Source organism: Paenibacillus sp. FSL H8-0079, assembly GCF_037991315.1.
Lineage (GTDB): Bacteria > Bacillota > Bacilli > Paenibacillales > Paenibacillaceae > Paenibacillus.
On sequence record NZ_CP150300.1, the window covers coordinates 5,673,700 to 5,686,337 of the forward strand.

At 46.3% G+C, this 12,638-nt stretch carries 15 protein-coding genes; 2 read left to right on the top strand and 13 right to left on the bottom strand.

Translation table 11 applies throughout. From position 1 onward, the window contains the following. Positions 1 to 11: 11 nt before the first annotated feature. The 3 genes from MHI06_RS25400 to MHI06_RS25410 all read right to left on the bottom strand — a co-directional run bounded on the left by MHI06_RS25400 (position 12) and on the right by MHI06_RS25410 (position 2,289). Positions 12 to 656, bottom strand: a complete 645-nt coding sequence (locus MHI06_RS25400) for an amino acid ABC transporter permease (RefSeq protein WP_017692207.1) — start codon at positions 654 to 656, stop codon at positions 12 to 14. A 32-nt stretch (positions 657 to 688) separates the two neighbouring features. Next, positions 689 to 1,540 (bottom strand): transporter substrate-binding domain-containing protein, encoded by an 852-nt coding sequence (locus MHI06_RS25405; RefSeq protein WP_062836415.1) that lies wholly within the window; start codon positions 1,538 to 1,540, stop codon positions 689 to 691. A gap of 116 nt (positions 1,541 to 1,656) precedes the next feature. Beyond that, the gene (locus MHI06_RS25410; protein ID WP_169481444.1) at positions 1,657 to 2,289 is read right to left on the bottom strand and encodes a TetR/AcrR family transcriptional regulator; all 633 of its coding nucleotides are present in this window, start codon (positions 2,287 to 2,289) and stop codon (positions 1,657 to 1,659) included. A gap of 214 nt (positions 2,290 to 2,503) precedes the next feature. Between MHI06_RS25410 and bacA the strand changes: the two genes are divergently transcribed. Continuing rightward, positions 2,504 to 3,313 carry an undecaprenyl-diphosphate phosphatase gene (gene bacA / locus MHI06_RS25415; protein WP_169481443.1) on the top strand — a complete coding sequence of 270 codons (810 nt, stop codon included), beginning with the start codon at positions 2,504 to 2,506 and terminating at the stop codon, positions 3,311 to 3,313. Between the two features lie 271 nt (positions 3,314 to 3,584). Here the strand turns inward: bacA and MHI06_RS25420 are convergent, their stop codons facing one another. The 6 genes from MHI06_RS25420 to MHI06_RS25445 all read right to left on the bottom strand — a co-directional run bounded on the left by MHI06_RS25420 (position 3,585) and on the right by MHI06_RS25445 (position 7,212). Beyond that, a complete protein-coding gene (locus MHI06_RS25420; RefSeq protein ID WP_169481442.1) occupies positions 3,585 to 3,767 on the bottom strand; it encodes a hypothetical protein in 183 nt (60 codons plus the stop codon). A 176-nt stretch (positions 3,768 to 3,943) separates the two neighbouring features. Next, on the bottom strand, positions 3,944 to 4,270 hold the full coding sequence (locus MHI06_RS25425; protein WP_017692202.1) for a thioredoxin family protein: 327 nt from the start codon (positions 4,268 to 4,270) through the stop codon (positions 3,944 to 3,946). 85 nt (positions 4,271 to 4,355) lie between these two features. After that, complete coding sequence (locus tag MHI06_RS25430; protein ID WP_340399496.1) at positions 4,356 to 5,264, bottom strand: aldo/keto reductase; 909 nt, start codon at positions 5,262 to 5,264, stop codon at positions 4,356 to 4,358. A 181-nt stretch (positions 5,265 to 5,445) separates the two neighbouring features. Then, on the bottom strand, positions 5,446 to 5,616 hold the full coding sequence (locus tag MHI06_RS25435; protein ID WP_169481440.1) for a hypothetical protein: 171 nt from the start codon (positions 5,614 to 5,616) through the stop codon (positions 5,446 to 5,448). Between the two features lie 217 nt (positions 5,617 to 5,833). Further along, positions 5,834 to 6,577 (bottom strand): 2,3-diphosphoglycerate-dependent phosphoglycerate mutase, encoded by a 744-nt coding sequence (gpmA, locus tag MHI06_RS25440; protein WP_340399497.1) that lies wholly within the window; start codon positions 6,575 to 6,577, stop codon positions 5,834 to 5,836. Between the two features lie 62 nt (positions 6,578 to 6,639). After that, on the bottom strand, positions 6,640 to 7,212 hold the full coding sequence (locus MHI06_RS25445) for a DUF420 domain-containing protein (RefSeq protein WP_017692198.1): 573 nt from the start codon (positions 7,210 to 7,212) through the stop codon (positions 6,640 to 6,642). Between the two features lie 377 nt (positions 7,213 to 7,589). Here MHI06_RS25445 and MHI06_RS25450 point away from each other — a divergent pair, with 377 nt between their 5' ends. After that, positions 7,590 to 8,780: a cation:proton antiporter gene (locus MHI06_RS25450; RefSeq protein ID WP_264933106.1), complete on the top strand. Its 1,191-nt coding sequence runs from the start codon at positions 7,590 to 7,592 to the stop codon at positions 8,778 to 8,780. A 280-nt stretch (positions 8,781 to 9,060) separates the two neighbouring features. Here MHI06_RS25450 and MHI06_RS25455 read toward each other — a convergent pair whose 3' ends face one another. From MHI06_RS25455 to MHI06_RS25470, 4 genes are read right to left on the bottom strand one after another with little or no spacing between them, the layout of a single operon-like run. Further along, a complete protein-coding gene (locus MHI06_RS25455; RefSeq protein ID WP_062836407.1) occupies positions 9,061 to 9,546 on the bottom strand; it encodes a DedA family protein in 486 nt (161 codons plus the stop codon). Positions 9,547 to 9,559: 13 nt separating this feature from the next. Further along, positions 9,560 to 10,105, bottom strand: a complete 546-nt coding sequence (gene pssA, locus MHI06_RS25460) for a CDP-diacylglycerol--serine O-phosphatidyltransferase (RefSeq protein WP_076333600.1) — start codon at positions 10,103 to 10,105, stop codon at positions 9,560 to 9,562. Positions 10,106 to 10,126: 21 nt separating this feature from the next. Next, positions 10,127 to 11,875, bottom strand: a complete 1,749-nt coding sequence (locus MHI06_RS25465) for a HAMP domain-containing sensor histidine kinase (protein WP_340399498.1) — start codon at positions 11,873 to 11,875, stop codon at positions 10,127 to 10,129. Continuing rightward, positions 11,872 to 12,552 carry a response regulator transcription factor gene (locus MHI06_RS25470; RefSeq protein ID WP_340399499.1) on the bottom strand — a complete coding sequence of 227 codons (681 nt, stop codon included), beginning with the start codon at positions 12,550 to 12,552 and terminating at the stop codon, positions 11,872 to 11,874. Before MHI06_RS25470 ends, MHI06_RS25465 begins: the two co-directional genes overlap by 4 nt. Positions 12,553 to 12,638 lie beyond the last annotated feature (86 nt).

Consider the following 12,638-nt stretch of genomic DNA (forward strand, 5'->3'; position numbering starts at 1 on the left):
CTCTCCTCCTATCAGTAAGCGCGGGCCAACCGGCGCTCCACTTGTTCCAGAATGGCCGAGAAGCCGATACTCATAATCCAGTAGATCACACCGATGGCCAGATAAAAAGGCATATTCAATGCATATTGTGATACCAGCAGCTGTGCTGAACGCAACAACTCGGTAACACCGATGGCTGCCACGAGTGATGTTTCCTTCAACATGCCAATAAAGGTGTTCCCCATCGGCGGAATCGCAATGCGCACAGCCTGAGGGAAGATAATGCGTCTCATCGCTTGAGCCGGGGTCATTCCCGTTGCGTATGCAGCTTCCGTCTGTCCTTTAGGCACAGCCTGAATGGCTCCACGGAACGTCTCCGACAGAAATGCACCTGCATTCAGACTCAGTCCCAGACATGCTGCGGTGAGCGATCCCAGGGTCACTCCATAATCGACCAATCCGTAATAAATGACGAATAATTGCACCAGCAGCGGGGTTCCCCGCATGATAGATACATAAAACCTTGCGATCAACCTAAGCCACATCGGTCCCTTCAGACGAGCAATCGCAACAAGCACCCCGATGATAAAGGCAAAAAACATGGAGATCACAGTTACATACAGCGTATAATAAGCCCCCTTCAGAAAGAAGGGGATATTCTCAAATACCAGTTCCATGGGTCAAATCTTCCCTTCGCCTTGCAGGTTCATTATTGCGCAGGCTCTTCACCAAACCATTTTTTGAAAATGGTATCGTACGTGCCATCATCTTTCATGCCTTTGAGGGCATCATTCAGTGCAGCCACGAGTTCCGGGTTGTCTTTGCGTACTGCAATTCCTGCTTGGTCACTCTTAATCGCTTCACCTACAGCTTTGATATTTAATCCGTTGGCATCCACAATCGGCTTCAGCGCGTACATGTTGTTGATTGTCGCGTCAATCCGCCCGGCATTCAGGTCTTTAAGTGAAGAGATGACATCGTCATAGGTTTTAATCGTGAAGTCGCCCACTTTCGGCAACACTTCATTACGCAGATATGATTCATCATTCGTACCCAGACCTACGCCAATCGTTTTACCTTTGAAATCCTCCAGCTTGGTAATATCGTTATTGTCTTCCTTTACGATGATTTTAACTTGGTTCGTAATATACGGATCACTGAAATCCAGTACTTTCTTACGATCATCGGTAATGGTCATCTGGCTGATGATGGCATCCAGCTTTTTGGCTTGCAGACTTGGTGTCAGACCGGAGAACTCCTGGGATACAAATTCAACCTCTACACCCAGACGCTTCGCAACCTCACGTGCGATATCAGCATCGTAGCCATCCATTTCTTTCTTATCGTTCAGGAAGTTGTATGGTGCGTATGTGCCCATCATGCCCACTTTGATAACGCCAGCAGACTTGATCTGCTCCAGTTCATTGCTTGCCTGTGCACCGTTCGTGCCTCCATTGTCTGTTGCTTTACTTCCACAAGCGCTAAGTACCAGCACGGTCATCAGCAGAATCGCTGTCAAAGACCAGCCTTTACGAGTTTTCGATCCATATGTGTTGTTCATTACATTAACTTCCTCTCATTCGTATATTCATCTCTTGATGTACATTGGGTTACTTCGTTGTCATTAAACCGCAGTTGTACCCATTATTCCCTGTTACTTGCTTAATCATGTGAATCTTATGTGCCCAGGAGTCCGTAAAACTCAAAACTTGCTGCTTCAGCTGCCAGCGATGAAGCTGTCATGGCTGAGAACTTGCTGTGCAACTCATCAGAGCCGAACAACCAGCGCGATATCATACCCTCAATCATGCTAACCAACAATGCAGCCCGAAGCGGCACATCCATGTCCTGAGGCAACATGCCGAGTTCGATGGCACGTTCCATATTGTGACGGAACGCTGTCTCGACGCCATTACGTGTCTCCTCGACCAGACGTTGTACGGATTCTTCGGTCACGATGCCTTTGAGCAGCAACTCCATAAAATAACGATTCTTTGCAGCAAAGGAAAACATGTCGGTGAACAGCCTTTCCGATGCTTTCACCATATCCTCTATTGATCCGGCATCCTTGCGGTAACCTTGCCCAATTGCCTCAAGCAACTTCTCCTTGCCCGTTAATACAATCTCCGAAGCAATGGCTTCTTTACTCTTGAAGTGCCAGTAGAACGTTCCTTGCGCAACACCAGCTTCACGGACGATATCGGAAATTTTCGTCTGATGGTAGCCTTGAGTCGCAAACCGCTCCATCGCTATGCGAATTATCTGGTCCCGGCGTTCTTCACCGGGTTCCAAACTGTTAATTTTGGTCATTCATGTAACCCTCCCGATTGATCAGTCAGTCAGTTAATTAATATCCTATGGGATAACTAGGTTTTTGTCAATATAGTTTTAAACAAATGGTTACAAGCATAAGTTGAAGTTGAGTGCATTTGTGATCATAATAGGTGATAGTCTTGTTCAGATGAACAGGCATGGTCAAGCAGGACAGCCTGTGCTGTCACCTGCATTTCAAGGAGGAAGAGAATTGGACATTATATCATCCATTATTATGGGCATCATCGAAGGTTTGACTGAGTTTTTGCCCGTGTCCTCTACTGGACACATGATTCTGACTGCCCACTTGCTGGGTTTATCGGAGGACAACGAGTCAGTCAAAACGTTTGAGGTGGTTGTTCAACTCGGAGCTGTACTTGCTGTTGTAGTACTGTACTGGAACAAATTCATTGATATGTTCCGCTTCACCGGTGGGACAAGGTCGTATTCCCGCCGCCTCAATCTGGGACATATCTTCCTGGCGATGGTTCCTGCCGTAGTCATCGGACTTGTATTCCGCGACTGGATCAAAGCACATTTATTTGGTCCGGAGACAGTGCTGTACAGCCTCGTTATTGGTGGTATATTGATGATTGTAGCCGAACGCTGGAGTCGCAAGAGTGCACGGATTACTACCCATGATGTCGATGATATTTCCTACAAACAGGCATTCGTGGTAGGACTATTTCAGATATTGGCGTTATGGCCAGGCTTCTCCCGTTCCGGGTCAACGATCTCAGGTGGTCTCTTTGCAGGGGTAAGCCGTGTAGCCGCTGCCGAGTTCACATTCCTCGTGTCTGTGCCGATTATGATTGGTGCTACTGGATATGACCTGTACAAGAGTATCGATCACCTGAACGGCAGTGATTTCCCGATCTTCGCAATTGGATTCATCGCTGCGTTCATCGTCGCCATGCTGGCGATCAAGACGTTCTTGTCCATTTTGAAAAAATTGAGCCTGACCGTCTTCGCTGTATATCGCTTCGTCTTGGCAGCTGTCTTCTTTATTATTTTGATGTAATCACTACAAAATCAATTCATTAAGACAGGCAAAATCAATGGCGGCCTCACATTCCATTCGGAACGAGGCCGCCATATTTTATATCCTGAGCTATGCTTCTGTTGCTTCATGATTCTGTTACTGCTTCAGAGACAGAAATATCTGTAATTAGAAGAAGTCTTATTCTTCATTACTTCCTTCTTTGCTCGGGTGGGTCATTGATGATACCTACGAGGTATACTATGTATCATGGACAACCAGATTCATATTCACTTCTAAAAAGCAGTCTGGCTTAGTACCACTCTTTCACTTGAATGTTCCGGTGTTTCTTCCGATACTTTAATCTCTCAAGCAGTTTATATCTATTCTCCTTTTGTTCCTGCAGCAACTGCTTCACTCCGATCATCAATAATCGGTATCTTCGGTCATCATTGTGACTTAATTGGTGCATTTCTTCAAAAATTTCATTCTTCATACGAATCTTGTTCACTCCAAATATTCAGTTTGTTCTACCAGTATACATGGGTGAACTGAACAAATTCTAAACAAACGCTGTTCCTCAGTTTCACTTATTCGTATGCACATCATCCGGGCTGGATTGAAACAGAAAAACCCCTTCTTGTCGCGGGACAAGAAGGGGTCTTCGTATGCTTAAACTTTAGATTCAAGCGTCTCCAGGTACTCGGAGATTTGAGCAGGTGTTTTCGCCCATTTGCTGTGCAGATGTGCGATTTTCTTGCCGTTCTGGAAAACGAGCAGGCTTGGAATGCCGCGTACGCCATTCTCTTCGGCAAACGGCTGGAACTTTTCTGCATCCAGGGCATAGAAGGTTTTATCCGTATGCTGGTCGATAACATCCCCGATAAAGCGATCCAGGTTTTTGCAATCCGGACACCAGGTTGTATCAAATTTAATGACGGTAAAACCATCAGAGTTAATTGTATCAAGATATTGTTGTTCACTTTGAATTCTTTCCATATGTCTTCTCTCCTTTGGTTGTTCTTTTTTGGACTGATCTTCATTGTACCTCGTATAGTTACAATTGAAAATAGGCTTATTGGCGTTATCGATGCTGCTTGTACAGATTAGCGGGACTTAGCTCCCGTATTTCCTGAATTTCCGCAGCTGTGAGCGCGGGTGAATTCGAAGCGGCGATATTGTGCAGCAACTGGTCTCTTGAACTGGCACCAGGGACAACTGCTGCTACGGCAGGATGGGATAACGCGTAGCGAATAGCTGTCTGAGCCATGCTGCGTTGATCCGTGACCAGACGACTTAGCCCTTGCCGAATGGTGTATAGTTGCTCTGCCGTATAGTCCAGATAACCTTTATCTGCCTTGGCAGATCCGGAATCGGCGAGCACACCGCTAGCCACAGGTCCACGGGCAATTACGCTGATCCCCTTTTGTTCCAATAAAGGTAGCACCTCTTCTTCCGCTCTGCGGTCAGCAACACTGTACTGGTTCATCACACTGACGATGGAAGCCCTCTCCACATATTCCCGAATTACATTGGGACGAATGGAAGAGATACCGTAATACCGGATGAGTCCTTCTTTCTTCAACTCCTCAAACGCTTCGATCGTCTCCTCGATGGGGTCGTCCAAGGTTCCGCCATGCAGCTGATACAGGTCGATATAATCGGTCTGCAGCCGATTCAGACTTTCATGTACAGCCTGCTTGATATAGGCTTTGGACGGGTCCCACGACCAGCCCTCTTTGCCGGGAATACGACGATTACCTACTTTGGTCGCCACAATGACTTGGTCCCGACGTCCCTTAATAGCTTGTCCTACAATTTCTTCATTACGCCCTTCGTCATACAGATCGGCTGTATCCAGCAGATTAACCCCGTGATCCAGAGCCTCATGAATCAGACCTATAGCGGGCTCCATATTGGTTCCGAGCGACATACAGCCCAGCCCAATCTCAGACACCATCAGTTCGGATGTGCCCAGACGATTTTTTTTCATATGTGCATCTCCTTCCATACGTTCTGCAAGTATCCATTGTATCATTCTTATTGGTAAAAATCGCATGCCTCACCAAAAGCAAAAGGTAGCTTTCGATTGCACAAAAAAAACCTGGAACGACTTCATCTCCAGGTCTCTCATGATCATTTTTAAATTCAATCGATAGGCGAACTATCGAAATCTATTTCACTTCCACGCGTGGTCTGGTTTTACTTCTTCCATTCGACGAATTGGAGCTTTTCATCATACCCGAGACGGTGCTAAACAGCTTATCTCTTGCTTGTTTGTTCCTCATCAGATAAGTCACGCCTGCCCCAAGGGCCGTCATAATTATTCCTCTTCTTTTAGACATGTGCTTCTCCTCCTTCAGGATAAATGTACATCGTGTCTTGTTTGACCATTACCCTGTGGGAGCAAAACGAAACGAAGTACAAGTTTGATCGCTAAAAAAAAAGATGACCTCCGAATTAAAATTCAGCGGTCATCTTCCAATCGTCCTGTTGAAACATTAACCGAACGAGATATATCATACAAGTTTTCGTACAATCAAGACAGAAGTCCATGTCCAATTAATCGGACGGCGTTGCCACATGGGTCATTTCTTCATGTTTGTAGGTCGAACCATCCGCGGTCAGATAGAAATGGCCGATCGGATGCAGATCTTCATCCAACTCATAGACAAGCGGAATGCCTGTCGGGATGTTGAGCGCCATCACGTCTGCTTCGGACAATTGGTCCAGATGCATGACGAGTGAACGGAGCGTATTACCATGCGCAGAGATCAGCACTCTTTTGCCAGCTGACACCATCGGTTTAATCTCCGCATTCCAGTAATCCAGTAAACGCTTCGATGTATCCATCAGATTCTCCGTAAACGGGATCGTGCAATCGAGCCGCTTGTACTTGTCCAGATCCTGCACATATCGATCATCGGTTTTGTCCAAAGCGGGAGGAGATACGCTAACAGAGCGTCTCCATTCCTTTACTTGGTCTTCGCCATACTTCAAGGCAGTCTGCTGTTTGTTCAATCCTTGCAGTGCACCATAATGGCGTTCATTCAGCTGCCAGGTCTTCGTAATGGGAATCCACATGAGGTCCATCTCATCCAGCGCAATATCGAGTGTTCGAATAGAACGTTTCAGCACAGATGCATAGGCGTAATCAAAATCAAACCCCTGTTCCTTCATGATCTTCCCTGCTTTACGAGCTTCTGCGTAACCATCCGTCGTCAGATCCACATCTGTCCAACCGGTAAATCGATTCTCCACATTCCACATGCTCTGTCCATGGCGAATCAAAACAACTCTGTACATAAACGTGAACCTCCTTCCATGGAAACATTACCCGTAAATCCAACTAGATATGCTTCATCACATTAATAATAGGGTGCCATCATCAGGTATACCACGACACCTGTAGAGCTGACATACAGCCAGATTGGCATAGTCCAACGTGCAATTTTGCGGTGTTTCTTCAATTGATTCGTCCAACCCCACACAAGTGTGAACAACGCCAATGGAACAATGAGGGCTGCCAGTATACTATGGGTGATCAGAATGAAGAAATAGATGGAACGAATGATGCCCTCGCCGCCGTATTTGGACGTCTCTGGTGAGAGGTAATGAAACGTCAGATATGTCACGAGGAATAACAGTGTCGTTGAGAATGCAGCAAGAATAAATCGTTTGTGCAGCTTCACATTCCGCTTGATAATAGCAATAAGCGCTGCGAGTAGGAAGATGAAGGTAAAGCTGTTAAACACAGCATTAAACCGTGGCAACACCGTAATATCAAAGGTTACATCACCTTTGTAGCCAATCGATGGTGCGAAGAACAATAATAAAATAATGACATTAGCAAGAATGGAAATCGTGATAATGATGCCTGCGAAATTTTTATTGCTCGTCGGGGATGGAATGTTCGGCTCCCCTTTGTTATTTTTGCCCAATGCAAAATCCTCCTCATATCCTACTTCTATGTTCTATATCATTATATCTCGGCAATTCCGGGCTGTTAAGTGACAACACTCTGAACAAAAACCGCTGCACTCCCCTATAAAATGCCCCTTTGCGGCCATTTTCAATCAAATCCGATCCAGCTCCCATTTACCGAATCCTTCATTTGTGGTATAATTAACGCAATTAATCACATACGCGTTCAAAACGGAGGAGCCTGTCACCAAGGGCCCTCTTTGTCTTTTTTTAGGCATAAAAGCGGCACTCTTACAAGCGCCGTTTTTATGCCTTTTTTTGTACTTAAGGCTTGGAATGATCCCCCCTTGGACAGGTAAACCTATAAACGCTACTGCTGGAGAGGAGCACATCTATGGAATTTATTTTGGTTCTTGCACTTATTTTGATCTTTACGAAGCTCGCCGGAGACTTGTCTGTAAGACTGGGTCAACCTTCGGTATTGGGGAAACTGATTGTTGGTGTCATTCTTGGACCTGCCCTGCTCGGATGGGTTCAACAAAGTGATTTCGTGCATTATATGGCCGAGATCGGGGTATTACTTTTGATGTTCATTGCCGGACTGGAAACAGATCTGGAGCAATTGAAGAAAAACTGGAAAGCAGCCTTTGCGGTTGCTGTGGGCGGTATTATTTTACCATTTATCGGAGGATACGGTTCGGCCATAGCCTTCGGGATGTCACAGACACACGCACTGTTCTTTGGACTTTTATTCTGTGCCACATCCGTCAGTATATCGGTTCAGACACTGAAAGACATGGATCAACTCAGCTCTCGTGAGGGTACAACAATCCTTGGTGCAGCTGTCGTCGATGATGTCCTGGTCGTCGTTATTCTCGCCGTTATGATGAGCTTGTTAGGTACAGGTGGAGGAGACACTTCAATCACTCTGCTAATTGGTAAAAAGCTGTTATTCTTTGTGATCATCATCGCTGCCAGCTGGTTCCTTGTTCCACGCATCATGAAGTGGATGGCACCACTGAAGGTAACCGAAACCGTCATTACTGCGGGACTAATCATTTGTTTCGGATTCTCCTACTTTGCAGAGTGGATGGGTGTTGCTGGAATCATTGGTGCATTTGCCGCTGGTATCGCCATCTCTCAAACTAACTTCAAACATGAAGTCGAAACAAAACTGGAACCGATTGCCTACGGAATTTTTGTTCCGGTGTTTTTTGTCAGTATCGGCTTAAATGTCACCTTTGATGGTGTAGGTTCACAGATTTGGTTTATTATCGTTATAAGCCTCATCGCCATTGTAACCAAACTTATCGGTGGAGGAGCCGGTGCACGACTGACCGGATTTAATATGGCATCTTCATTAGCCATTGGCTCAGGAATGATTTCAAGAGGTGAGGTTGCGCTCATTATCGCTTCAACCGGACTTGCTTCCGGATTACTTGATCCGGAATACTTCACGAGCGTCGTGATCATGGTCATTGTAACTACACTGGTCACTCCACCACTCCTCAAAATCACCTTTGCTCGCAAAAAAGGGGAAAAGCGAGTTGAACGAGGAATTGAAGAATCTCATTTAAGTGGGTAACTGTAGTTAATTGAAAGGTATTGAAATCATTCTGCTTTTAAAGCTATACTTGATTTAGATATGCAATATGTTGGTCGTGAAGCACACGCCGCTTTGATCCATTCTTTCCTTCAACGCGAAGGTTGGAAATGGTCAGAGCGGCTTTTTGTATTTTCACAAAATTATCCGTCCGTACCCGTTACTCACTCAAGTTAGCTAAACTCGTAAAAAACAAAAAAAGACCACCTTACACTCAAGAGGTCTTCGATCTTTGCCCGTTGTTGCAACAGGCTGTCCCATTTTAAGTTAACACACCAACATAAAAACCAATCGAGATAAAGACAACACACCATACAAATGCACCAATGCCCGATACGAGAACGTACCTGCCCATTGCCATCTTGCTAATCCCGGAGAAACAGCACATTAGATGACGAATGCCTGGAATGAAGTAACCCAGGATGATGGACCAATAACCATATTTGAGGAACCACGACTCCACCCTGCTGAATCGTTTGGCGTTGACGCCGACCCACTTGCCGTATTTTTCAACCAGCGGCCTGCCCGCCTTCTTGCCGATCATATAGCTGAGCAGCCCCCCGGTAAATGCGCCACCGAAACTGACGGCTATGGATACGGAATAGTTTAATACCGAGATGGAGGCGAGATATCCGACAAACGTCATCATCACCTCATCCGGAATCGGCATGCCAATGACACCAAGAGCCAGTAGTCCGTATATTGCGAAATATCCATATTGACCAATAAATTCTTTAGCAAATTCCATACTGACTCGCTCCTTATTTCGGTTCCACAATATCCTTCTCATGAGAGGCTAGCACTTGTTTTAGTGATGGGAATCGGATTTGGCTCACCATGAGACCGGATAGTACAATAATGACAAGATAAGCTACACCATGCGTGAAATAAGGACTCCAAAGTGCGAAAAAGGACATCAGCCCCCCTGCAAATGTAATCGGCATCCCGACAAAACCACTGCTTGCTGTCTTCTGACAGTTATAACGAGCCAGGCGCAACGCACCGCAAACCGGAAACAATGCGGTCAGTGCCATCCCCAGCACGCTCACTTCATTCATGGAGTTCAAGTACAGAATCAGCACGGGGGCTGTTCCGAATGAAACTACATCTGCGAGCGAATCCAGGGCTTTGCCGAACTCACCCTCACAATGCAATTTGCGGGCCGCAAACCCGTCAAACAGATCAAAGAACATCGCTACCCATATCATCATCACAGCCAGGGCGAATTCACCATGAATAGCCATAATGACTGCCAGCATGCCTGAACTCAGATTCCCCAAGGTTAAAATCGATGGTAAAGACTTCATAAGATTTGACTCCCTTTCGTACTAGGCTTTAGGAAAAATAATATAAAAACGGACTCCATCCGGTGTATTCTCCACTCCATAATTGCATCCATGCAGATCAAGAATCTGCTTCGCAATGGCCAGGCCGAGCCCGGTCCCCCCCATTTTGCGATTACGTGAACGCTCGACCCGATAGAACCTCTCCCATATGAACTGCCGCTCAGCTTCAGCAATCTGCTCGCCCTTGTTCTCAATGGAAATGTGAACCAAACCGTCACGTCTACTGATCTCAATAGTTATATCGGTATGTGGTATCGCATGACGTATAGCATTCATCATGATATTGAAAATAACTTGCTCCAGCTTGCTTCGGTCACCCTCCACCGTCTGCTCTGTTGTGGATACAAGCACCACATCCAAACCTTTGTCCTTCAGCTGCGGACCCAGACGGCCAGCGATATCTTCAATCATGTCAGCCAGTGCAACAGCATCCGTATTCAACTGAACCGCAGAAGATTCCAGTCGCACCAGATCTAGCATCTCTTCAACCATCATTTCCATTTTGATCGTCTCATCGGCGATGATCTCAATGTAACGCTCCCTCTTGCTCTCACTCACACCATCTTTCAGCCCTTCGGAATAACCCTTAATAATGCTGATTGGTGTCTTGAGTTCATGTGATGCATCGGCAAAAAACTTGCGTTGACGCTGTTCAATCTGCTGCTTCATTTCCATATCTGTACGCATCTGCGTGTTGGCCTGCCTCAGCTCTTCCAATGTCTGACCCAAGGTCCCTGATAATGCATTCAGACTATTGGACAGACTGCCAATTTCGTCATTACGCCGGATGGGTGATTTCACCGTGAAATCCAGCGTAGACATTTTCTTGGCGACATGGTTCAGAGCCAGCAGCGGCTTTGTTACGATTCGGGACAGAAGCAATGCCAGTAACAGAATCAATATAAATGCGCCAATACCAAAATACCCATAGAACAAACGTGTTGCCTCGTTCGCTTCCCTCATCTCCTGTAGAGAGGTAAGCGAGAAAATCAATTGTTGCTCGGGCCCGGAACGATGCACTGGAGCAATGGTGATGACGTTCCGAACACCGCTCCAACTATCCGTCCATTCTTCATTGAGCATTTTGCCATTCGCCAAAGCAAGTTGGTCTTCCGTGGACAAAGGGAACCGGCTATCCAGTGCCTGCACCAGCAGTCCCTGTCTCTGACTCCACGTTGCCAGATTAGGGAGAACTACCTCGGTCAATACGCCTGACCATTCCTTTACCGGTTCAATTGATTCCTGAAAGCTTTCTGTTCCCCATGCGGCAGAATTGGCATCCTGGATTTTGAATGGGTAGACCATGGACCCGCTTGCCGGGCCTCGTACCGTCAATTCCTGCCCATATTTCAGATGGGATGTAATCCAGCCTGCATTCTCACTATTGATAAATAAGGACAAGGACACCTTCACGTGACTCCCGTCCTCCTGAAGCAGCGTAATGTGGAACGGGTCATTAACCAGTCTTCCGGCATTCGTCAGAATGACCAGATGGGACTGATTCTGACGCATGAATTTCCCGGTTTCCTTAGCAAGCTGCAAATCATTCCAATGTCCATTGGAATATTGCTGTTCGAACTTGGACAGCTTTTTCTTCATACTGCTGACCTTCTGATGCTGATAAAAGTCGGGAAACCAGACCAACTGGGCAAATACCGTCGTTCCGTATAGGAGAACCAGACATCCTGCCATAACCAAGAAAAGCTTCATCGTTACGCCATTTCTTCTCATGCTTCTGCCTCGAAACGATATCCTGTGCCAATCACAGTCCGAATGCACTTGGCTTCATCACCCAATTTGCTGCGCAGCTTCTTGATGTGAGTATCCACAACACGTGAGTCCCCTTCAAAATCAAAGCCCCAGATCCGATTCAGGATGGCATCCCGGGACAATACAATACCTGCATTTCGTACCAAATAGAGCAACAGATCATACTCTTTCGGCGCAAGCTCCACTTCAGTGCCGTCCTTCTCCAGTCGCCGAGCCCATGGATCAAGGGTTACCTGTCCGAAGCGAATCACACCCTGCTCTCGTCCAAATGAACCTTCAACCCGCTTCATTAATGTCTCTGCACGTGCAACCAGCACACGTGGACTGAATGGCTTCGTGACATAATCATCTACTCCGAGCTGGAATCCATGAATTTTATCGTCATCCTCGGATCTCGCAGTCAGCATGATAATAGGTACGGTGGATTGGGAGCGAATATGCCCGCATAATGTCCATCCATCCATTTCAGGCATCAAAACATCCAGAATAACCAGATCTACCTCATGCAGAGCCAACAGTTCCAATGCCTGTACTCCATGTTCTGCTTCGATGACGTTCCATTGTTCTTTTATGAAATAATCGGCCACAATCTCACGAATGCGGCTTTCATCTTCCACCAGAAGCACTGTTCTGATCATGGCCGAATCTCCTTTTCGATTTCTGATGATAACATACCTATTCCATGTGTCGTTCATGTGTCCAGACATCTTTTGGAATGAACCCC